19 protein-coding genes are annotated in these 21,315 nt (G+C 69.0%); 13 read left to right on the top strand and 6 right to left on the bottom strand.

The features are described 5' to 3' along the window. Nucleotides 1–117 precede the first annotated feature (117 nt). Nucleotides 118–2,844 carry an aconitate hydratase AcnA gene (gene acnA, locus ACI2KI_RS12950; protein ID WP_404620658.1) on the bottom strand — a complete coding sequence of 909 codons (2,727 nt, stop codon included), beginning with the start codon at nt 2,842–2,844 and terminating at the stop codon, nt 118–120. Nucleotides 2,845–3,040: 196 nt separating this feature from the next. On the opposite strand from acnA, the gene ccmA reads away from it, so the two are divergent. Beyond that, on the top strand, nt 3,041–3,664 hold the full coding sequence (gene ccmA / locus ACI2KI_RS12945; protein ID WP_404620867.1) for a heme ABC exporter ATP-binding protein CcmA: 624 nt from the start codon (nt 3,041–3,043) through the stop codon (nt 3,662–3,664). Further along, complete coding sequence (gene ccmB / locus ACI2KI_RS12940; protein WP_404620656.1) at nt 3,661–4,326, top strand: heme exporter protein CcmB; 666 nt, start codon at nt 3,661–3,663, stop codon at nt 4,324–4,326. The genes ccmA and ccmB overlap by 4 nt, the downstream gene beginning before the upstream one ends. A gap of 161 nt (nt 4,327–4,487) precedes the next feature. On the opposite strand, the gene ACI2KI_RS12935 is transcribed toward ccmB, so the two are convergent. Genes ACI2KI_RS12935 through ACI2KI_RS12925 form a run of 3 tightly spaced genes read right to left on the bottom strand, consistent with a single transcriptional unit; the run spans nt 4,488 to nt 5,873 of the window. Then, nucleotides 4,488–5,081: a Smr/MutS family protein gene (locus ACI2KI_RS12935; protein ID WP_404620654.1), complete on the bottom strand. Its 594-nt coding sequence runs from the start codon at nt 5,079–5,081 to the stop codon at nt 4,488–4,490. A 1-nt stretch (nt 5,082) separates the two neighbouring features. After that, nucleotides 5,083–5,316 (bottom strand): helix-turn-helix transcriptional regulator, encoded by a 234-nt coding sequence (locus tag ACI2KI_RS12930; protein WP_292084896.1) that lies wholly within the window; start codon nt 5,314–5,316, stop codon nt 5,083–5,085. Between the two features lie 23 nt (nt 5,317–5,339). Further along, the gene (locus tag ACI2KI_RS12925; protein WP_404620652.1) at nt 5,340–5,873 is read right to left on the bottom strand and encodes a DUF2975 domain-containing protein; all 534 of its coding nucleotides are present in this window, start codon (nt 5,871–5,873) and stop codon (nt 5,340–5,342) included. Nucleotides 5,874–6,395: 522 nt separating this feature from the next. Between ACI2KI_RS12925 and rdgB the strand changes: the two genes are divergently transcribed. The 10 genes from rdgB to ACI2KI_RS12875 all read left to right on the top strand — a co-directional run bounded on the left by rdgB (nt 6,396) and on the right by ACI2KI_RS12875 (nt 17,144). Next, nucleotides 6,396–6,998: an RdgB/HAM1 family non-canonical purine NTP pyrophosphatase gene (gene rdgB / locus ACI2KI_RS12920; RefSeq protein ID WP_404620650.1), complete on the top strand. Its 603-nt coding sequence runs from the start codon at nt 6,396–6,398 to the stop codon at nt 6,996–6,998. Continuing rightward, nucleotides 6,991–8,145: a radical SAM family heme chaperone HemW gene (gene hemW, locus ACI2KI_RS12915; protein WP_404620648.1), complete on the top strand. Its 1,155-nt coding sequence runs from the start codon at nt 6,991–6,993 to the stop codon at nt 8,143–8,145. The genes rdgB and hemW overlap by 8 nt, the downstream gene beginning before the upstream one ends. A 45-nt stretch (nt 8,146–8,190) precedes the next feature. Then, nucleotides 8,191–9,066, top strand: coding sequence for a 16S rRNA (cytidine(1402)-2'-O)-methyltransferase (rsmI, locus tag ACI2KI_RS12910; RefSeq protein WP_404620646.1), 876 nt, complete (start codon nt 8,191–8,193; stop codon nt 9,064–9,066). After that, complete coding sequence (locus ACI2KI_RS12905) at nt 9,063–9,491, top strand: YraN family protein (protein ID WP_404620644.1); 429 nt, start codon at nt 9,063–9,065, stop codon at nt 9,489–9,491. The genes rsmI and ACI2KI_RS12905 overlap by 4 nt, the downstream gene beginning before the upstream one ends. Beyond that, on the top strand, nt 9,488–10,300 hold the full coding sequence (locus ACI2KI_RS12900; protein WP_404620642.1) for a SirB1 family protein: 813 nt from the start codon (nt 9,488–9,490) through the stop codon (nt 10,298–10,300). Before ACI2KI_RS12905 ends, ACI2KI_RS12900 begins: the two co-directional genes overlap by 4 nt. A gap of 167 nt (nt 10,301–10,467) precedes the next feature. After that, complete coding sequence (gene gshB, locus ACI2KI_RS12895; protein ID WP_404620640.1) at nt 10,468–11,418, top strand: glutathione synthase; 951 nt, start codon at nt 10,468–10,470, stop codon at nt 11,416–11,418. 26 nt (nt 11,419–11,444) lie between these two features. Further along, nucleotides 11,445–12,155 carry a hypothetical protein gene (locus ACI2KI_RS12890; RefSeq protein WP_404620638.1) on the top strand — a complete coding sequence of 237 codons (711 nt, stop codon included), beginning with the start codon at nt 11,445–11,447 and terminating at the stop codon, nt 12,153–12,155. 76 nt (nt 12,156–12,231) lie between these two features. Further along, complete coding sequence (locus tag ACI2KI_RS12885) at nt 12,232–13,818, top strand: YifB family Mg chelatase-like AAA ATPase (protein WP_404620636.1); 1,587 nt, start codon at nt 12,232–12,234, stop codon at nt 13,816–13,818. A gap of 54 nt (nt 13,819–13,872) precedes the next feature. After that, on the top strand, nt 13,873–15,423 hold the full coding sequence (locus ACI2KI_RS12880) for a response regulator (protein ID WP_404620634.1): 1,551 nt from the start codon (nt 13,873–13,875) through the stop codon (nt 15,421–15,423). A 41-nt stretch (nt 15,424–15,464) separates the two neighbouring features. After that, complete coding sequence (locus tag ACI2KI_RS12875; protein WP_404620632.1) at nt 15,465–17,144, top strand: AmpG family muropeptide MFS transporter; 1,680 nt, start codon at nt 15,465–15,467, stop codon at nt 17,142–17,144. Nucleotides 17,145–17,205: 61 nt separating this feature from the next. Here the strand turns inward: ACI2KI_RS12875 and ACI2KI_RS12870 are convergent, their stop codons facing one another. Then, the gene (locus ACI2KI_RS12870) at nt 17,206–19,485 is read right to left on the bottom strand and encodes an NADP-dependent malic enzyme (RefSeq protein ID WP_404620630.1); all 2,280 of its coding nucleotides are present in this window, start codon (nt 19,483–19,485) and stop codon (nt 17,206–17,208) included. 95 nt (nt 19,486–19,580) lie between these two features. After that, nucleotides 19,581–20,420 (bottom strand): diaminopimelate epimerase, encoded by an 840-nt coding sequence (dapF, locus tag ACI2KI_RS12865; RefSeq protein WP_404620628.1) that lies wholly within the window; start codon nt 20,418–20,420, stop codon nt 19,581–19,583. Nucleotides 20,421–20,469: 49 nt separating this feature from the next. Between dapF and ACI2KI_RS12860 the strand changes: the two genes are divergently transcribed. Then, on the top strand, nt 20,470–21,273 hold the full coding sequence (locus ACI2KI_RS12860; RefSeq protein WP_331033495.1) for an ion channel: 804 nt from the start codon (nt 20,470–20,472) through the stop codon (nt 21,271–21,273). Nucleotides 21,274–21,315 lie beyond the last annotated feature (42 nt).

The raw sequence follows: 21,315 nt of genomic DNA, 5'->3' as shown, positions 1-21,315 counted from the left end.
GTGTCTTGTAGCCGTTCGTGACGCCAAACGCATGAGGCAAGAGGCGGCGGATGGTCGAAGAAAAAGGCCGGTGGATCGCTCCACCGGCCTTTCCAGTCCTTAGCCTGAAGCCCCGCCTTATTCGGCGGCTGCGGGCGCCTCGGCTTGCGGGCCGCCGGCCAGGTTGCGCAGGACGTAGGGCATGACGCCGCCGGCCAGCAGGTAGTCCAGCTCGGTCTGGTTATCGATGCGGCAGCGGACCGGGAAGCGGGCCATCTTGCCGTCCGACGGGCGGAACATCTCGACCCAGAGGTCCTGACGCGGCTTCAGCTTGCCGATGTTGGCGTCGGTCAGGCCACGGATGGTGACGATCTCCTCGCCGGTCAGGCCCAGCTTCTGCCAGCCGTCCTGCTTGAACTGCAGCGGCACCACGCCCATGCCGACCAGGTTCGAGCGGTGGATGCGCTCGTAGCTTTCGGCGATGACGGCGCGGACGCCCAGCAGGCGCGTGCCCTTGGCCGCCCAGTCGCGCGACGAGCCCGTGCCGTATTCCTTGCCGGCGAAGACGACCAGGGGACGGCCTTCCGACTGGTAGCGCATGGCCGCGTCATAGATCGACATGGTGTCGCCCGACGGGAAGTGCTTGGTGACGCCGCCCTCGATGTCCGGGGTGATCTTGTTGCGGATGCGGATGTTGGCGAAGGTGCCGCGCATCATGACTTCGTGGTTGCCGCGGCGGGCGCCGTAGCTGTTGAAGTCCAGGGCGTCGACGCCGTGGTTGGTCAGATAGACCCCGGCGGGCGAGGCCTTCTTGATCGAACCTGCCGGGCTGATGTGGTCGGTGGTGATCGAGTCGCCGAAGATGCCCAGGATGCGGGCTTCCACGATGTCGCTGACCGGGGCCGGCTCCATCGACAGGCCTTCGAAGTAGGGCGGGTTCTGGACGTAGGTGGAGGTGTCTTCCCACTCATAGGTCTGGCCGCCGGTGACCTTGATGGCCTGCCAGTGCTTGTCGCCCTTGAAGACGTCCTTGTAGCGCTTGGCGAACATGGCCGGGGTGACCGACTTCTTCTGGATGTCGGCGATCTCCTGCGAGGTCGGCCAGATGTCCTTCAGGAAGACGTCCTTGCCCTTCTTGTCCTGACCGATCGCATCCTTGGTGATGTCGATGCGCATCGAACCGGCGATGGCGTAGGCCACGACCAGCGGCGGCGAGGCCAGGTAGTTGGCCTGGACGTCGGGGTTCACGCGGCCTTCGAAGTTGCGGTTGCCCGACAGGACCGAGGTCGCGACCAGGCCGTTGTCGTTGATCGCCTTCGAGATGGCCGGGTCCAGCGGGCCCGAGTTGCCGATGCAGGTGGTGCAGCCGTAGCCGACCAGGTTGAAGCCCATGGCGTCCAGGTCTTTTTGCAGGCCGGCGTCGGTCAGATAGTCGGTGACGACCTGCGAGCCGGGGGCCAGCGAGGTCTTGACCCAGGGTTTGACCTTCAGACCCAGGGCGTGGGCCTTGCGCGCCACCAGACCGGCGGCGATCAGGACGCTGGGGTTCGAGGTGTTGGTGCAGGAGGTGATGGCGGCGATGACCACGTCGCCGTCGCCGACGGTGAACTTCTCGCCGTCGACGGCGGCGCGCTCGGCGTCGGTCGGGCGGCCGAAGACCTCGGCCAGGGCGGTCTCGAACGAGGGGGCGGCGACGGTCAGTTCAACGCGGTCCTGCGGACGCTTGGGACCGGCCAGGGACGGCACGACCGTCGAGATGTCCAGCTCCAGAACGTCGGTGAAGACCGGGTCTTCCGAGGTCTCGTCGATCCACAGGCCTTGCGCCTTGGCGTAGGCTTCGACCAGGGCGACGCGCGCCTTGTCGCGGCCGGTGGCCGTCAGATAGTCGATGGTCGCGCGCGACACGGGGAAGAAGCCGCAGGTGGCGCCGTATTCCGGGGCCATGTTGGCGATGGTGGCCTGATCCTCGATGGTCATCCCGGCGATGGCGTCGCCGAAGAATTCCACGAACTTGCCGACCACGCCCTTCTTGCGCAGCATCTGGGTGACGGTCAGCACCAGGTCGGTGGCGGTGGCGCCTTCCGGCAGCTTGCCGGTCAGCTTGAAGCCGACGACTTCCGGGATCAGCATCGGGATCGGCTGGCCCAGCATGGCGGCCTCGGCCTCGATGCCGCCGACGCCCCAGCCCAGGACGGCCAGGCCGTTGATCATGGTGGTGTGGCTGTCGGTGCCGACGACGGTGTCGGGATAGGCGACGGTCTTCTTGCCTTCGTCCAGGGTCCAGACGGTCTGGGCCAGATTCTCCAGGTTGACCTGGTGGCAGATGCCGGTGCCGGGGGGCACGACGCGGAAGTTGTTGAAGGCCGAGGAGCCCCAGCGCAGGAAGTTGTAGCGCTCGATGTTGCGCTCATACTCGCGCTCGACGTTCTGGCCGAAGGCCTTGGCGTTGCCGAAGTGGTCGACCATGACCGAGTGGTCGATGACCAGGTCGACCGGGACCAGCGGATTGATCTTGGCCGCGTCGGCGCCCAGCTTGGCCATGGCGTCGCGCATCGCGGCCAGGTCGACCACGGCGGGCACGCCGGTGAAGTCCTGCATCAGGACGCGGGCCGGACGGAAGGCGATCTCGTGCTCGACGGCGCCCTTGTTCTCGATCCAGGCGGCGACGGCCTTCAGGTCGTCCTCGGTGACCGAGACGCCGTCTTCGTTGCGCAGCAGGTTCTCTAGAAGCACCTTCATCGAGCGCGGCAGGCGGGAAATCCCGGCCAGACCGGCTTCCTCGGCGGCCGGAAGGCTGTAATAGGCGTATTTCTTGCGCCCGACCGAAAGGTCCTGACGGGTCTTGAGGCTGTCAATCGACGGCATGGAGAAGTCCTCTGACTAACGCCGCCCGACAATTCGGTTGCGCCTTCGCGCGCTGGACGCCGGGGCGCACAGGTCCCAGGCGCGCGCGGCGAAAGCCTGCTGCGGCGCTTGCGGATATAGTCCTGTGCGGGGAAGCCGTCCATGTATCCACACCGGCGTCATGGACATCGAGAACGGTTCGCAACTTGGCGGCGCCATGCTGAAGACGGTCGATATTAAGGCCCTGAGCCTCTCGCGCGGCGAGCGGATTCTGTTTCGGGGCCTGTCGCTGCGCCTTTCGGCAGGCGAGGCCGTGGCCCTGACCGGGGCCAACGGCGCCGGCAAGACAAGCCTCTTGCGCGCCGTGGCGGGTTTCATCCGACCGGATTCGGGGGCGATCACTTTTGGCGGCGCGGACGGTGAGGCGCTGGATTCGGAGGTCGCGCGGCAGGGCGGCGTCCATCTGCTGGGCCACCTCGAAGGGCTGAAGCCGACGCGGACGGCGCGTCAGGAGTTCGACTTCCAGACCGCCTGGCTGGGCGGAAGCGAGGCCGCGCGCGAGGCCGCCGTCACGCGGTTGTCGTTGGCGCCCCTGCTCGATCTGGAGACCCGCAAGCTGTCGGCGGGGCAGAAGCGCCGCCTGTCGCTGGCCCGGTTGATCGCCGCGCCGCGCGCCCTGTGGCTGCTCGACGAACCCCTGGCCCCGCTGGACGAGCGCTGGCGGGCGGTCGCCGCAGAGCTGATGGCGGGGCATCTGGCGTCGGGAGGCATGATCCTGGCGGCGGTGCACGACCCCCTGCCCGTTCCGGCGCGCAATCTGGATCTGGGAGGGCTGGCGTGAGGGCCGTGCGGGTCCTGTTCGGCCGCGAGCTGTCGCTGGCCTGGGGCGGCGGCGGCGGGCCGCTGCTGGCGTGCGGCTTCATGCTGTGCCTGACCGCCATCCTGCCGCTGGCGGCGGGCGGCGATCCGCGCGTTCTGGCCCCGGCGGCCTCGGGCGCCAGCTGGATGGCCCTGGCCCTGGCCTCCCTGTTGTCGCTGGAGCGGTTGTTCGAGCGCGATCTGGAGGACGGGGCGCTGGACCTTCTGGCCCTCGGCCCCCTGCCGCTGGAGGCGACGGTGGCGGTCAAGGCCCTGGCCCAGTGGCTGGCGACCGGCTTGCCGCTGGCCCTCGCCGCCCCGGTGGCGGCTCTGGCCCTGGGCCAGCCGGCCCACCTGATCGGCCTGACGGCGCTGGCGGCGGCGCTCGGCGGTCTGGGTTTCGCCTTCACCGGGACGCTCGGCGCGGCTCTGGCTCTGGGGGCCAGGCGCGGGGGTCTGCTGATCGCGGTGGTGGTCCTGCCGCTCTTCATTCCGCCGGTGGTGTTTGGGGCGGGCGCCCTGACGCGGGCGGCGGGCGGCGGCGATCCGATGTCGGCCCTGGCCCTGCTGGGCGCCTATGTCCTGTTCGCGGTGGTCGTCGCCCCGGTGGCCGGGGCGGCGGCGATCCGAAACGCCCAAGGCTAGGAGCTGGGCTAACTTCTTCTTCCGTCATCCCGGACAAGGCTCGCTCGCGAGCCGACGATCCGGGATCCAGACGGCGGAGTTCCAAGATGTCGCGGAGCCGTCCAGGGCCGCCGCCTGGGCCCCGGATCGACCTGACGGCCGTCCGGGGTGACGGAGAAGCGTCAGCCGCGCGGCTTCAGCGTGACGTAAAGGGCGCCGTCGCCGCCGTGGCGGCGGTGGGCCGAGGCGAAGCCGGACACCACGCCGCGCAGGTGCGGCCCGGTCAGCCAGTCGTGTACGGAGCCGCGGATGATCCCGCCGCCGCGTCGTCCCTGCCCGGTGATGACCAGAACCGAGCGCAGGCCGCGCATCTGGCAGCTGATGAGAAAGCCGCGCAGCTGGTCCTCGGCCTCGAAGCGGCCGAAGCCGTGCAGGTCGATGCGCGCCTCGATCGGATCGCGTTCGCGCGACAGGCGACGCTGGCGGCGCGGCTCCAGCTCCTCGGGCGTCGGACGGGCGCGACTCGTCGCCGACTTGGCGGGAGCGACGAGGCCCAGGGCCTCGAAACTCGGCGTCTGATTGGGCGCCTTGCGCTTCTTGCCGGCGACGCCGCGCGCGGGCTTCGCGGCAACGAGCGGAGTTTCAGGATCAGGCACGACCGCGCCGGGGGTGACGCGGGCGGCCTTGCGGCGCGCGGGCGGGGTCACCGTCCCGGTCACCCGGGCCCAGATGCGTTTGTCATCGTCGGTGGGGTCCGAAGGGCCTTTGCGGGCCACCTCAGTCCTCGCCGTCGAAGACGTCTCCGGGACCGGGCTCGTGGGCCAGCAGGTCGCCGGGCTGGCAGTCCAGTTCGCGGCACAGGGCGTCCAGCGTCGAGAAGCGCACGGCGCGCGCCTTGCCGGTCTTGAGGATCGACAGGTTGGCGACCGTCACGCCGACGCGGTCGGCGAGCTCCGTCAGCGACATGCGTCGTTCGGCGAGAATGCGGTCAAGTTGGACGCGAATGGCCATGGGCAGAGCTTAGCGTTTCCAGATCAGATCGTCAGTTCGGATTCGCGGCGCAGACGGGCGCCTTCGCGGAAGACCTCCGCCAGGACGAAGACGACGAGGATGGAGAAGACGGGAGTGAGCAGGTCGCTGACGCCCTGGGGCTCCATGACGCCGGGAGCCAGGCGGGCGGCCACCAGCCCCTGGGCCACCCAGACGCCGCCGGTCACGATGGCCAGGATCAGACCGATCTGGCGCAGGCGGCGCACATTGTCGGGCTGGAAGGGATCGCCGAGCGTCAGGGTGCGGAAGATCTTCCGCAGACCGCGCAGGATCATCAGGAAGCCGCCGAAGTAGGCGGTCATGGCCCCCACGCCGAACAGCAGTAGCGGGCGGGTCAGCGGAATCTGACGGCCGTTGTCGCCGTCGGTGACAGTGACGTTGAGGTTGTCGAGCGGAATGAAGATAGAGGCGACCCAGAGCAGCAGCAGCACGCCGGTGATCAGGGTCAGCAGGACATAGGCGACGTCCAGGGCGATCTTCAGCAGGCTGGAGACAGAGCCGGGGCCTATGGTTTTCAAATTGGGTGTCCGCAGGTTCGCGCCGGTCAGGCGCGGCGCTCTTATCCCGATAGTAGGCAGTTTCGGGAAGCGCATGAAGTCAGATCTCAGGCCGGGTGGTTCGGGCGGCGATCGCCGCGCGGGGTCCGGCGAACCCTCACGCGGCGCTATTCTTCGCGGTGTTCATGCTGATCGTCAAAGCCCCCGGTACGATCCAGAGCCGGATCACAGGCTCTGGACGACCATGGCGATGGCGGCGGTGGGCAGGGCAGCCAGCAGAAGGGCGTTGAAGAAGCCGTGGCCGACGCGGTCCATCCAGATCGAGGTTTTCATCGCTTGCATCGTATCTCTCCGTGATTTGCACGATTTTCGTGCGTTTCTGTTGTGTCGCTGGGTGAACTTTGCGTCTTTCTCGCTTCGTCCGAACGGTGCGACCCCCGTTCTTGAGATTGAAGATAGGGGCGACCCCGTCGAAAAGCACGTTACATATCGTTTAACGATGTTAAACTTCCGCAATGCATCGGACAGGACTAGGGTCGCGTCATGAATCTCAAGCTGATCAAGGGGATGCGGCTGGTGGCCGCGACCCACAATCCGGGCAAGGCGCGCGAGATCGAAGCGCTGCTGGATGGAAATTACAGGATCGTCACGGCCGGCAGCCTCAACCTGCCTGAACCGGACGAGACCGAGAGCACCTTCGTCGGCAACGCCATGCTGAAGGCGCGTCACGCCGCCGAGGCCTCGGGCGAGGCGGCCCTGGCCGACGACTCCGGCCTTTCGGTTGCGGCGCTGGACGGGGCGCCGGGCATCTTCTCGGCGCGCTGGGCCGGGCCGGGCAAGGATTTCGCCCTGGCCATGAAGAAGGTCGAGGCGCGGCTGGAAGAGGTCGGCGCCACGGATCGCCGGGCCTGGTTCACCTCGGCTCTGGCCGTGGCCTGGCCCGACGGCCCCTGCGTGGTGGTCGAGGGCCGCATCGACGGCGACCTGGTCTTCCCGCCGCGCGGCGACCGGGGCTTCGGCTATGATCCCATCTTCCGGCCCGAAGGCTCGGCGCTGACCTTCGGCGAAATGGACCCGGTTGAAAAGGACGCCATCAGCCACCGCGCCCGCGCCTTCGCCCGGCTCAAGGCGGCGCTGATTGACTGACACGCTGTCAGGGGCGCTGGCTCTATATATCCACTGGCCCTACTGCGGCCGCATCTGCCCCTATTGCGACTTCAACGTCGTGCGCGACCGGGGGCGGGTCGAGGAGCAGGCCGCGCTGGTGCAGGCCATCCTGAAGGACATGGAGGCGCAGAGCCGTCTGGCGGGCCCGCGGCGTCTGGCCTCGATCTTCTTCGGCGGCGGCACGCCTTCATTGATGCCGCCCGAGGCCGTGGCGGCGGTGATCGATCGGGCCGAGGCGCTGTTCCCACCTATCGGGGACATCGAAATCACACTGGAGGCCAACCCCACCGACGCCGAGTCGGGCCGCTACGCCGCTCTGGCCGAGGCCGGGATCAACCGCCTGTCCATGGGGGTGCAGTCGTTCGATGACGCGGCGCTCAAATTTCTCGGCCGCGACCATTCGGCGGCCGAGGCCCGGCGGGCGGTCGAGACGGCGGCCAAGGCCTTCCCACGCCTCTCCATCGACCTTATCTACGCCCGTCCGGGGCAATCCGTGGCCGACTGGACGGCGGAACTGACCACGGCGCTGGACCTCGGCTTCGAGCACGTCTCGCCCTATCAGCTGACCATCGAGCCGACGACGGCCTTCGGTCGGGCCTTTGCGCGCGGGACGCTGACCCCGCCGGACGAGGACCTGGCCGCCGAACTGTACGAGGCCACCCAGGCCGTGCTCGAGGGCGCAGGCTTCGAAGCCTATGAGGTGTCCAACCACGCCCGCGATGTGGCGGCGCGGTCGAGCCACAACCTGCACGTCTGGCGCGGCGGGGACTATCTGGGTCTCGGCCCCGGCGCCCATGGGCGGCTGACCCTGGGGGGCGAGCGGACGGCCACTGTCGCCCATCGCCGCATCGCCGACTATGTGGCTGGCGTCGCCGCCGGCACGCCCTGGGCCGAGCGCGAGACGCTGGATGCGCCGGGCGCCGCCGAGGAGCTGGTGCTGCTGGGTCTGCGCACCGTCGAGGGCGTGCCGTTGTCGCTGCTGCAGACCCTGAGCCTCTCGGAGACGACCGGACCGCTGGCCGACCTGGTCGCCGACGGCTTCCTCAGCCTGCAAGACGACCGGGCGGCCGCCACCGCGCGGGGGCGGCCCCTGCTCGACGCGGTCTTGAAAGCCCTGCTGACCTAGCCCTCGCCCTAGACCCGGACGGTCCGGGCTGGCAGGGTCGCGCCGATGTCAGACGCCTCGCTGTTCCCGCCTACCGCTCCGCCCGCCCGCTCCGTCGCGCCGGGCCTCTATCTGGTGGCGACGCCCATCGGCAACCTGCGCGACATGACCCTGAGGGCGCTGGACGTTCTGGCCGCCGCGGATCTGGTGCTGGCCGAGGACACACGCGTCACCGCCAAACTGCTGACCGCCTATGGCCTGCGGGCCAGGCTGGAACGCTGCGACGATCACGCCTCGGCGCGCGCCGCCGAGATCGCCGTCGAGCGTCTGAAGGCGGGCGAGGTCGTGGCCCTGGTGTCGGACGCGGGCACGCCTCTGGTGTCGGACCCCGGCTATGTCGTGGCCCGCGCCGCCATCAACGCGGGCCTGCCGGTCCATCCCGTTCCCGGAGCCTCCAGCCTGCTGGCCGCCCTGTGCCTGGCGGGGCAACCCGCCGACCGGGTGCTGTTCGCCGGCTTCCTGCCGCCCAAGTCGGGGGCGCGGAAAACCATGCTGGAGGAACTGCGCGTCGGGCGTCAGACCCTGGTCTTCTTCGAGAGCGGCCCGCGCCTGAAGGACAGCCTGACCGACATGGCGGTGGTGCTGGGCGACCGCCCGGCCGCCGTCACCCGCGAACTGACCAAGCTCTATGAAGAGGCGGTGCGCGGGACGCTTTCGGAACTGGCCGCCGATCCACGCTGCGACGCGCCCAAGGGCGAGATCGTCGTCGTCATCGGTCCCGGCGAGGCCGAGGTCGCCAGCGCGGCCGACGCTGATGCGGCCCTGGCCGAGGCCCTGACCCGCCTGCCCCCGGGCGAGGCCGCCGCCGAGGTGTCCAGGGCGCTGAACCTGCCCCGCAAGCCCCTCTACAAGCGGGCGCTGGAAATGCAGGGGCGGGGGTGAAGCCCCGCCTGCGGCCCCGTTCGTCGCCACGTCGGCCCAAGTCGGGCTGGCGTCAGGCGCTGGGCGGGCGGTCGCATCGGGAAGGCCACGGCGCCGAGTGGATCGCCGCCCTTTGGCTGATGCTCAAGGGCTATCAGATCCTGGCCTTTCGCCTGAAGGGGCGCGGCGGCGAGATCGACATACTGGCCAGACGCGGCCGCACCCTGGCGGTGGTCGAGGTCAAAAGGCGGCGCACGATCGAGGCCGCCCTCCTGGCCCTGGGGCCGGAGCAGCACGGTCGACTGGTTTCGGCCGGCGCGGCCGTGGCCCGCAGCCGGCCTTCGCTGCGCGGGCTGATTCTGCGGATTGATATGGTGGCGCTGGCTCCCGGACGATTTCCGCGTCATCTTCGCGGGGTGATCTCGACAGGAGCGGACATCCGGTGACCCGGGACGAGGCGGAAACCATTCTGACCCAGGCGGGAAGCGCCGGGGACGAGGGCTTTCCCCTGCTCGACTGCGCCATCGCCTGCGCCATCCACGACTATCCCTTCCGCGACCCGGAGGCGGTGCGTCTGCTGGCCGATCAGGCCGCGCAAAGGGTCAGAGAGCGCGCCGCCCATGAAAGTCCCGACGACGCCCTGGCCGAGACCATGGCCGCAGACCTGCGGCTGAACGGCGACTTGCTGAGCTACGACCATCCCGGCAACACCGACATCATCGACGTGGCCGAACGGCGGCGCGGCCTGTCGGCGGCCCTGGTGATATTCTACCTCGACGCGGCGCGACGTGCCGGACTGAAGGCGGCGGCGGTGGACTTTCCCGGCCACGTCCTGTTGCGGGTCGAGACGCCCGACGGGCCTGTGGCGCTGGACCCTTTCAGTCAGGGTCGTCTGGTTTTGCCCAGCGAACTGACGCGGCGCGCCCTTCTGGCGGGGTTGACGCCGCACGTCGCCGACCGGCTGGACCTGCTGATGGCGCCGGTCAGCGACCGCCATGCCCTGATCCGGCTGCAGAATGTTCTGTTCGCCCGCGCCTTGGTGGTCGAGGACTATGAGGGCGCCGAGCGCTCGGCCCTGCGTCGCGCCCTGCTGGCCCCCGAAGACCACCGCCCCTGGCTGGACGTCGCAGCCGCGCGCGAGAAGCAGGGGGCCCTGACCGGGGCCTTGCAGGCCCTGTCGCGCGCCCGCGCCGTCGACGGCCCCGCCGACGCTCACCGCGCCAGCATGGACCGGGTGCGGATGCGCCTGAACTGAAGCCTTGCGGTGCATGCCCGGCGCCATCAAGTAGGAGCTTGAGCGTCACAGGCGGCGCTCAAGCCGCGAGCGTCCGCGACGCGAGCATAGCGAACTAAAACTAGCTCAAACAGCAAGCGCCCGCGGCGCGAGCGATAGCGCCCTCTTCTACCAAGGACTTCTCTCCCATGCTCAAAGTCGCCATCCAGATGGATCCGCTCGAGGCGGTGAACGTTGAGTCCGACACCACCTTCCTCATGGCCCTGTCGGGCCAGGCGCGGGGACACAGGCTGTGGGTCTACGACTTCCGCACCCTGGCGCTGGACGAGGGCCGTCTGTTCTGCCGCGCCCGTCCTGTGACGGTGAACACGGTGCAGGGCGAGCACGCCGACTTCGGGCCCGAGGTGATCCTCGACCTGGCCGAGGACGTAGACGTCATCCTGATGCGTCAGGACCCGCCTTTCGACATGGCCTATGTCACCGCCACCTATATGCTGGAACGGGTGCACCCGAAGACCCTGGTGGTCAACAATCCGGCCGAGGTGCGCTCGGCGCCCGAGAAGCTGATCGCCACCCTCTTCCCCGGCCTGCAGCCGCCGACTCTGGTGTCGTCAGACCCGGTCGCCCTGGTCGACTTCCACCGCCGTCACGGCGACGTGGTGCTCAAGCCCCTGCACGGCGCCGCCGGTTCGGGCGTGGTGCGGCTCAAGGCCGACGACCCGAACCTGGAAGCCCTGATCGAGATTCACGCCGCCGGGTCGCGCGATCCTCTGGTGATCCAGAAATTCATCCCGGCGGTGTCCAGGGGCGACAAGCGCATCATCCTGATCGACGGCGAGCCGGTCGGCGCCATCAACCGCATTCCGGCCAAGGATCAGGTGCGCTCCAACCTGCGCGTCGGCGGCACGGCGGCGCCGGTCGAGCTGACCCCGCGCGACCTGGAAATCTGCGCCGCCATCGGCCCCTATCTGAGGGAGCGCGGCCTGATCTTCGTCGGCATCGACGTGATCGGCGACTACCTGACCGAGATCAACGTCACCTCCCCCACCGGCGCCCAGCAGCTACTGAAGTTCAGCGGCGTCGACGCCACGGCCCTGATGTGGGACGTGATCGAGAAGAAGAAGCACGCGACCGTCTGAGATTGCCTGCAACGGGAGGGGAGCCCATGACCAGGATGATGAAGGCCGGATCTCTGGCCGGTCTGGCGCTGCTGATCGCGGCGCCCGCATCGGCCCAGGAGGCGGCCCAGAACACAGTGCCGGACGCGGCGCCGAAGCGTCCGTCGATGGAGGTGCTGGAGCGGATCATCGAAACGCGCACGCCGCGGACCCGCGTCGAGACGCCGGATCACGATCGAATCACGGCTCGCCGCATCGACATCGTCGACGCCGACGGGACTATCCGCATGACCCTGTCAGGGGCCACGCCCGCGCCGATCATCGACGGTATCCAGTACAAGCGCGCCTTCAACGTCGCCGGCCTGATCCTCTATGACGACAAGGGCAGCGAGCGTGGCGGCTTCGGTACGGCCGATGTCGAGGGCGGCATGGCGGTGCTGGCCCTGGATCATCCGGCCATGGACGCGATCGGCTGGCGCGTGTCGCCGGACGGCGCCGTCAGCTTCGTCATCAACCAGGCCCCGCCTCTGATCCGTGAGCCGGGTCTCGGCGACGCCCTGGTGCCGGGCGTGCAGACGCCGACACGGATGCGTCTGTCGGTCGCCGCCGACGGCACGCCGGCCGTCGCCCTGTCCGACAGGAACGACAGGCCGCGCGTTCGTATGACGGTGACGGAGGAGGGGTATGGCGCCATCCAGTTCCTCAATGCCGCAGGCGAGGTGATCCATACCTTGGCGCCGGAAGCCGACCTGCCCTGATCGAGTGACGTAACGGCGCTCTTGCGGTTCGTCCAGGTTCGTGATTTGTTCTCTTCCGGTCAGCGGGAGGGAGCCCATGGTCGCGCGGGTGGTGACGGTCGCCTTCGACGGGGTCGAGGCGCGACGGGTCGACGTCGAGGTGCAGCAGGTGGCGACGCCCGCCGGGGCCTTCGCCATCGTCGGCCTGCCGGACAAGGCGGTGGCCGAGAGCCGCGAACGGGTGCGCGGGGCCTTTGCGGGCATCGGCCTGGCCCTGCCGCCCAAGAAGGTCATCGCCAACCTGGCGCCCGCCGACCTGCCCAAGGAGGGCAGCCATTTCGACCTGCCCATCGCCCTGGCGCTTCTGGCCTCCATGGGGGTGATCGCGCCGGACGCCCTGGACGGCTGGGCGGCGGTCGGCGAACTGGGGCTGGACGGTCAGATCGCGGCCGTGGGCGGCACGCTTCCGGCGGCCATGGCCGTTGGGGCCATGGGATTGGGCCTCATCTGTCCCGAGGCCAATGGACCCGAAGCCGCCTGGGCAGGCGAGACCGCCATCCTGGCGCCCCGATCCCTGATCGGCCTGATCAATCATTTCCGGGGCACGCAGGTGTTGCGCGCGCCTGAGCCGGGTCCGGTGACGGCGGGCGGGGCGGTTCCCGACCTGCGCGAGGTCAAGGGCCAGGAGAGCGCCAAGCGGGCGCTGGAGATCGCGGCGGCGGGCGGCCACAACCTGCTGTTCGTCGGCCCGCCGGGCTCGGGCAAGTCGATGATGGCCCAGCGTCTGCCGGGCCTCCTGCCGCCGCTGACGCCGCAGGAACTGCTGGAGACTTCGATGGTCTGGTCGGTGGCGGGCCTGATCCAGCGCGGGGCCCTGACCCGGGACCGGCCCTTTCGTTCTCCGCACCACTCCGCCTCCATGGCCGCCCTGACCGGCGGCGGCTTGCGGGCCAAGCCGGGCGAGGCCTCGCTGGCCCACAACGGCGTGCTCTTCCTGGATGAACTGCCGGAATATTCCGCCCAGGCGCTCGACAGCCTGCGGCAACCGCTGGAGACGGGCGAGATCGTGGTGGCGCGGGCCAACGCCCATGTCCGCTATCCGGCCCGCTTCCAGCTGGTGGCGGCGATGAACCCCTGCCGCTGCGGTCTCGGCGGCGTCGGGCGCGGCGCCTGCGGCAAGGCCCCGCGCTGCCAGAGGGACTATCAGAACCGCATCTCGGGTCCCATGTTCGATCGTATCGACCTGACGGTCGAGACCCCGCCGGTGACCGCCGCCGACATGGCCCTGCCCGCGCCCGCCGAGGGCACGGCCGAGGCCGCTGCTCGCGTGGCGACGGCTCGCGCCCAGCAGGAGGAACGCGTTCGTGCGGCGGGCTTTGACCCCGACAAGGCGCGCGATCAGGCGATCAACGCCCGCGCCTCGGGCGAGACACTGGATCGCTTCGCCACACCCGACGACGCAGGACGCGCCCTGCTGATGCGGGCCGGCGAGGCCGGCGGGCTGACCGCGCGTGGCTGGACCCGGACCCTGCGGCTGGCGCGCACCATCGCCGATCTGGACGGCTCGACCGGGGTGCTGCGTCGCCACGTCGCCGAGGCCCTGATGTATCGCCGCACGACCGTCGGGGCGCAGGGCGATTGCGACCGTCAGACGGCGCACCGCAGCGAGACGCCAGCCTTCTGAGGTCTGAAATCCTCGTTCGGCCACGCTTAACCCTTGGGCGCTACAGTGATCGCTATGGCCCAGGCACGCAGAACGCACGCACCGACCGAGATCACGCCCGCCGCCCGCCCCGGAGCGCCCTCAGACGCGCCGGAACAGCAGTTTCTGCGGCTGATGAGTCATGAGATGCGAACGCCCCTGAACGGGGTGATCGGCATGCTGGGCCTGCTGTCGCGGACCAAGCTGGACGGCGCCCAGCGCGCCTATGCCGAGGCGGCGCAGAAGTCGGCGGAACATCTGCTGGGCTTGGTCAACGACCTGCTGGACTTCGCTCGGCTGGAGGCCGGGGCGCTGGAGTTCGACGCCTCTCCCGTCGATCTGGAAGGCCTGACGCGCGGCGTGGCCGAACTGCTCAGCCCCAAGGCCCACGACAAGGGGTTGGAGCTCGTCTGGTCCGTCTCCGCCGACGCGCCCGATGTGATCGCCGACGAGGGGCGCCTGCGGCAGGTCCTGTTCAATCTGGCCGGCAACGCCGTGAAATTCACCGACCGGGGCGGGGTCCGCCTGACGGTCGAGCGCGCGGGCGGAACCGCCGCCCGTCCCCGCCTGGCCTTCGTCGTCGATGACACCGGCCCGGGCGTGCCCGAAGAGGCGCGCGGTCGCATCTTCGACGAGTTCGGTCACGCCGACGCCTCGGACGCCGCCCGCTTCGACGGCGCGGGTCTTGGCCTGGCCGTGGTCCGGCGTCTGGCCCAGGCCATGGGCGGCACGGTCGCCGTGAGCGACAGGCCTGACGGACCCGGCGCCCGCTTCCGCTTCGAGGCCCCCTTCGCCGTGGCGGCGGGCGCTGCGGCTCGCCCTCGTCCTCTGGACGGCGTGGCGGTGGCGGTGCGCAGCCCCGACCCCTTCGTGCGCCAGGCGGCGACGGCCCAGATCGAAGCTTCGGGCGGGCGAGTCGCGCGTCAGGCGGGCGTGACCCTGATCGACCACGCCATGGCTGAGGACGGCGCCCTGATGGTCAAGCCGTCGCAGGGCGAGGCCATCATCCTGCTGAAAGCCGGCGAACGCGATCTGATCGACCGCTACCGGGCGGCGGGCTTCCACGGCTATCTGATCAAGCCGCTGCGTCGGGCCTCGCTGGCCGAGCGCGTGTTGGCGGCGGCGGGGCGCCGCAAGGGCCTGGCGGCTCCCACGGCGCGCGCCCAGGATGACGATCGCGTCACGCCCGTCGCCTTCAAAGGGCTGCGCGTCCTGCTCGTCGAGGACAATCCGGTCGGCGCCCTTCTGGCCAAGACCCTGCTGCGCCGCGAGGGCTGCGTGGTCCAGACGGCGGCTGACGGCCACGAGGCCTTGCTGACGCTGAAGGAAGCCCGCTTCGACCTGATCTTCATGGACATGCGGATGCCGCGCATGGACGGTCCGGCGGCGGCGCGGGCGCTGCGCGAACGCGGCGAGCGCACGCCGATCGTGGCCCTGACCGCCAATGCCTTCGCCGAGGACCGCATCGCCTGTCTGGAAGCGGGCATGAACGACCATCTGACCAAGCCGCTGGAGGCCGACGCCCTGCGCGCCGCCCTGACCCGCTGGACGAACGTCGGCAACCGCGCCAAGGTCGGCGCCCAGTAACCACGACCGCCCGTGTCCGGCGGCGTCCGCCGGAGACCCGCATGACCGACACGAAGACGCCCGCTTCCGAGGTCGCGGCCCTGCAGCCGTCGCCGAAAGGTCTGGGCGTGCTGAAGGCGGCCTTTCGTGAGCGCCGCACCCTGGCCATGCTGCTGCTGGGCTTCTCGGCCGGTCTGCCCTTCGCCATGCTGTTCGGCACCCTGAACGCCTGGCTGTCGGACGCGGGCGTCTCGGTGGCCACCATCGGCGTCCTGTCCTGGGTGGGTCTGTTCGGAGCGTTCAAGTTCCTGTGGTCTCCCTCGGTCGGCCTGACCCCGCCGATCATCGGCAAGATGGGACGGCGCCGGTCCTGGCTGATCCTGTGCCAGGTCGTTCTGGTCGGCGCCCTTTTGACCATCGCCCTGTCGCACCCGGGCACGGGCGCCATCGCCATGCTGGCGGGGGCGGCGGCGCTGGGCGCCTTCGCCTCGGCGACCCAGGACATCGTCATCGACACCTGGCGGATCGAGGTCGCCGACGAGCGGGTCCCGGTCGATCTGTTGTCCACCGTCTATCAGCTGGGTTTCCGCACGGCCGCCCTGGTCGGCGGCGCGGGCGCCCTGGTGCTGGCCGATCATCTCGGCTGGTCCTCGACCTTCGTCATCGGCGCGGGCCTGATGGGTCTGGGTTTGCTGGGCACCCTGATCGCGCCGGAGCCCAAGCCCGCGCCGAAACAGGCCATCGCCCGCGAGCGCATCGGCTCGCCGCGCCTGCGCATGACGGCTCTGGTCGTCACCCTGGCCGCCTGGGTCTGGGCCGCCTTCATGCTGATCCGCTTCATGGTCACCGCGCTGAGCGTCACGCCGGCGCCCAGCGCGGGCGAGTTCACCGCCACCTGGGGACCCTGGATCGTCGGCGGGGCCGTCATCCTGCCCGCGCTTCTGGCCGGACTGATCGTCTGGCGCGGCGGCAAGACCGGGTCGGCGCCCGTCGAGCGCGACGCTCCGGCTCTGCTGAATACCCTCTATGACGCCATCCTGGCGCCTCTGGTCGAACTGATGGGGCGTCTGGGCTGGGGCGCGGTCATCGTCCTGGGCCTGATCCTGACCTATCGCATCACCGACGGGGTCTGGGGGCCGTTCGCCTTCCCCTTCTACATGGGCGACACCGGCGGAGCCCTGGGCCACACCAAGACCGAGATCGCCCTGGCATCCAAGACGTTCGGCGTGGTCATGACCATCCTGGGCATCGGCCTGGGCGGCTGGGCGCTTCTGGTCATCGGGCGGATGGCCAGCCTACTGCTGGGCGCGGTGCTGTCGGCGGCGACCAATCTGCTGATGATGGACCTGGCGCTCGGCGCGCCTTTCATCCACGGCTTCATGCAGGTCAGCGGCCTCTACAAGCTGTTCGGCCTGTTCCACCTGGGCGAACCGATGGCGCGGCTGATGCTGGCCATCGCCGGAGAGAACATCGCCGGCGGTTTCGCGGGCGCCGCCTTCGTCGCCTATCTGTCGGCCCTGTCCAACAAGATGTTCGGCGCGGTCCAGTTCGCCGTCTTCACCTCCCTGGCCTTGCTGATCGGCACCCTGGGGCGCGGGGCCCTTGGCGAACTGATCGAGCGTCAGGGCTACGCCGCCATGTTCGTGGTGGCCGCCTGGCTGGGCCTGATCGCGGTGGTCTTCTGCGCCGCCGAATGGGTGCGCCAGACGTTCGAACTGCGCCGCCTGAAGCGCGAAGCCTGAAGCCCAAACGCAAAGAGGCGGCCCGAAGGCCGCCTCTCGACATTCCAGCGATGGAAAGCGCCTAGTCCTCGACCTCGGCGCCCTCGGCGTAGGCGGCGAAGGTGGCGGCGGTGATGATCTCGCTGACCGAGGCGCCCAGCGGGACGATCTGCACCGACTTCTCCAGACCGACCAGCAGAGGGCCGATCACCGTGGCGCCGCCCAGCGACTGCACCAGGCGGGTCGAGATGGCCGCCGAGTGGATAGCCGGCATGACCAGGACGTTGGCGTCGCCGGTCAGGCGCATGAAGGGATAGTTGGCGCGGGCTTCGGGGTTCAGCGCCAGCTCGGGCGGCATTTCGCCTTCGTATTCGAAGTCGACGTCCATGGCGTCCAGGATGCGAATGGCCTCGCGCACCTTCTCGCCGCGATCGCCGGGCGGATCGCCGAAGGTCGAGTAGCTGAGGAAGGCGACGCGCGGCTTGCGCCCCAGCTTCTTGACCGTGGCGGCGGCCTTGACGGCGATCTCGGCCAGTTCGGCGGCGTTGGGCAATTCGTGGATCGAGGTGTCGGCCACGAACAGGGTGCGGCCCTTGGCCAGCAGTATCGACAGGCCGATCATGCGGTCCTTGACGTCAAGGACCCGGCGGACCTCCTTCAGGGCCATGTTGAAGTTGCGGGTCACACCGGTGACCATGCAGTCGGCCTGGCCGCGCGCGATCATGGCGGCGCCGAAGTAGTTGCGGTCCTGGTTGATCATCCGCTGCACGTCGCGGCGCAGATAGCCCCGGCGCTGCAGGCGGTTGTAAAGCCACTCGACGTATTCGGCGTTCCGCTCCGAAACGCGGGCGTTCATTACCTCGATGCCCAGGTCGTCGAAATTCAGCCCCGCCTCGGCGGCGTTCTGACGGATCAGGTCCTCGCGACCGACCAGGATGGGCGTGCCCAGGTCGCCCTGCTTGAAGGCCCAGGCGGCGCGGATGACCGACTGCTCCTCGCCCTCGGCGAAGACGACCCGCTGCTTGGGTCCCGAGCGCACGGCCGAGGAGATCTTCTGCATCAGGGCGGCGGAGGGATCGACCCGCTGACGCAGGGCGATACGATAGGCCTCCATGTCCTCGATCGGCTTGCGGGCCACGCCGGTGTCCATCGCCGTCTGGGCGATGAAGGGCGGAATGTACCAGATCAGACGCGGATCGAACGGGGTCGGGATGATGTATTCCGGGCCGAACTTCAGCTTGCGGCCGCGATAGGCGGCGGCGACCTCGTCCGGCACGTCCTCGCGGGCCAGCGCCGCCAGGGCGTGGGCGCAGGCGATCTTCATCTCGTGGTTGATCTGACGCGCGCGCACATCCAGGGCGCCGCGGAACAGGTAGGGGAAGGCCAGGACGTTGTTGACCTGGTTCACATAGTCCGAGCGGCCGGTGGCGATGATGGCGTCCGACCGCACCAACTTGACGTCTTCCGGGGTGATCTCCGGGTCGGGGTTGGCCATGGCGAAGATGATCGGATTGGGCGCCATGGAGGCGACCATTTCCTTGCTGATCGCGCCCTTGGCCGACAGGCCCAGCACCACGTCGGCGCCGACCATGGCTTCGGCCAGGGTGCGCAGGGGCGTGTCGGTGGCGTGCGCCGCCTGCCATTGCGAGACGTTGTCGCGGCCCTTGTAGATGACGCCCTGACGGTCGCAGATGACGGTGTTCTCGGCCTTGACGCCGGCGGCCTTCATCAGGGCGATGGACGACAGGCCCGCGGCCCCGGCGCCCGACAGGACGACCTTGAGGTCTTCCAGCTTCTTGCCGACGATATGGGCGGCGTTGATCAGGCCGGCGGTCGAGATGATGGCCGTGCCGTGCTGGTCGTCGTGGAAGACCGGGATGTCCAGCAGGTCCTGCAGCTGGGCCTCGATCTCGAAGCATTCCGGGGACTTGATGTCCTCAAGGTTGATGCCGCCCCAGGTGTCGCCGATGTTCTTGACCACGGTGACGAACTCGTCGGGGTCGGTGGTCTTCACCTCGACGTCGAAGCTGTCGACGTCGGCGAAGCGTTTGAACAGGACCGACTTGCCCTCCATCACCGGCTTGGAGGCCATGTGACCGAGGTTGCCCAGGCCCAGGATGGCGGTGCCGTTCGAAATGACCGCGACCATATTGCCCTTGGACGTATAGTCGTAGGCCTTGTCCACGTCCTCGGCGATGGCCAGGACCGGCACGGCCACGCCCGGCGAATAGGCCAGCGACAGGTCGCGCTGGGTCGCCATCGGCTTGGTCGGGGCCATGGAGATCTTGCCCGGGGTCGGCGCGCTGTGGAACTCCAGGGCGTCGTCGTCGGAGAAGGTCTGTTTGTCGGTCAATTCGGGCATTTCGATCTCGGGAAGGGCAGGCGCCTCTCGTTCCTAGATCGTGGGACGGGTGGGGACAACCGTTGACGCAACGTCAGGCGGCGGATTGCTGAGCTTTATGACAAGAGCCCGGTGCGCTCGATCTCGACCGGGCCGGTCATGAAGACGTGATCGGTGGCTTCATCCCAGTCGATGATCAGCTCGCCGCCGTCGACGATCACGGTCGCCTTGCGAGCGGTCAGGCCGCGCCGGGCGGTGGCCACCAGGGCCGCGCAGGCGCCCGTGCCGCAGGCCAGGGTCAGACCCGCCCCGCGCTCCCACACCCGCAGACGGATATGATCGTGGTCTATGACCTTGGCGAAGCCGACATTGACGCCCTCGGGGAAGAGCGGGTGATGCTCGACCAGGGAGCCCGAGCCGCGCACGAAGGCGTCGTCCTGCTGATCGGTGAAGAAGACCACGTGGGGATTGCCCATCGAGACCGCGCCCGGCGTGTGCAGGACCGGAGCGTCGATCGGCCCGACCTGAAGTTCGATGCCGCGCGTGTCCATCTCCTCGGCGAGCGGCACCTGGGACCAGTCGAGACGGGGGTGACCCATGTCGACGGTCACCAGATGATCCCCCGCCCGACGCGCGGTGGTGGGCCCGCCGAGGGTGTCGATGATCACCTGTTCCTTGCCGGTCGCTTCCAGCAGCAGCCAGCCGACGCAGCGCAGGGCGTTGCCGCAGGTCTCGACCATCGAGCCGTCGGCGTTCCACACGCGCATGAAGGCGTCCGCCGTCTCGGACGGTTCGATCCCGATCAACTGGTCGAAGCCGCCCAGACCCGCCTCAGGGCTCGCCAGGGCGCGCACCTGATCCTCGGTCGGATGGAAGCCTTCCTCGAAGGCCTGGACGACGATGAAGGCGTTTCCGGCGCCGTTCATGCGGATATAGGGGCGAGCAGCCTGGGTCATGTCCGCCTTCATATAGGATTTTTCGCCGGTTCATGTATCGCTGGCGGCGATGGCGTCAGATCATAGCGAAACCGGCAAATCCGAAGGTCTGCGGCTGAGGGCGCGGCTGCGCTACCTCTATCACGGCTCCCAGCCGGCGGCGGTGAAGTTCCGCCTGATGGTCATCGTCATCGACCTGGCCATCATCGCCTTCTTCCTGGCCACGCCGATCCTCAAGGAGGCGGGCTGGGTCTTCTATGTGATGGACTATCTGATCGCCGCCGTTCTGGGGCTGGATCTGGCGGCGCGGGCCTATGCCTATTCCGACATCCGCGACTGGCTGAAACGGCCGATCGTCTGGGTCGATCTGTTCGTGCTGGCGACCCTGCTGTTCCCGGTCTGGCTGGCCAACCTCGGCTTCCTGAGGCTGCTGCGGCTGTGGAGCCTGCTGAACAGCGACCTGTTCTGGCGCACCATCGGCCGCCGCTTCGACGACACGCGGGTCGAGGAAATCACTCGGGCCCTGGCCGCTCTGATCACCTTCGTCTTCGTCGTGACCGGCTTCGTCTATGCCTATTTCCGGGGCAAGGCCGAGCACATCAACGGCTATCTGGACGCCCTCTATTTCACCGTCGCCACCCTGACGACGACGGGGTTCGGCGACATCACCCTGCCGGGCAACGGGGGCCGGGTCATCTCCATCATCGTCATGCTGGTGGGCATCACCCTCTTCATCCGCCTGGCCCAGACCCTGATCCGGCCGCACAAGGTCAAGTTTCCCTGCCCGACCTGCGGTCTGCAGAAGCACGATCCCGACGCCGTCCACTGCAAGGCCTGCGGCCAGATCCTGTGCATCCCGGATGAGGGCGATTGACGCCCGTTCCGCCGTCGCTGCGACGAAAGATGACAGGCTTGT

Origin of the sequence: Brevundimonas sp. NPDC046655 (genome assembly GCF_044901625.1) — a bacterium.
Classification (GTDB): domain Bacteria; phylum Pseudomonadota; class Alphaproteobacteria; order Caulobacterales; family Caulobacteraceae; genus Brevundimonas.
This window is presented reverse-complemented; position numbering and strand designations above follow the sequence as displayed.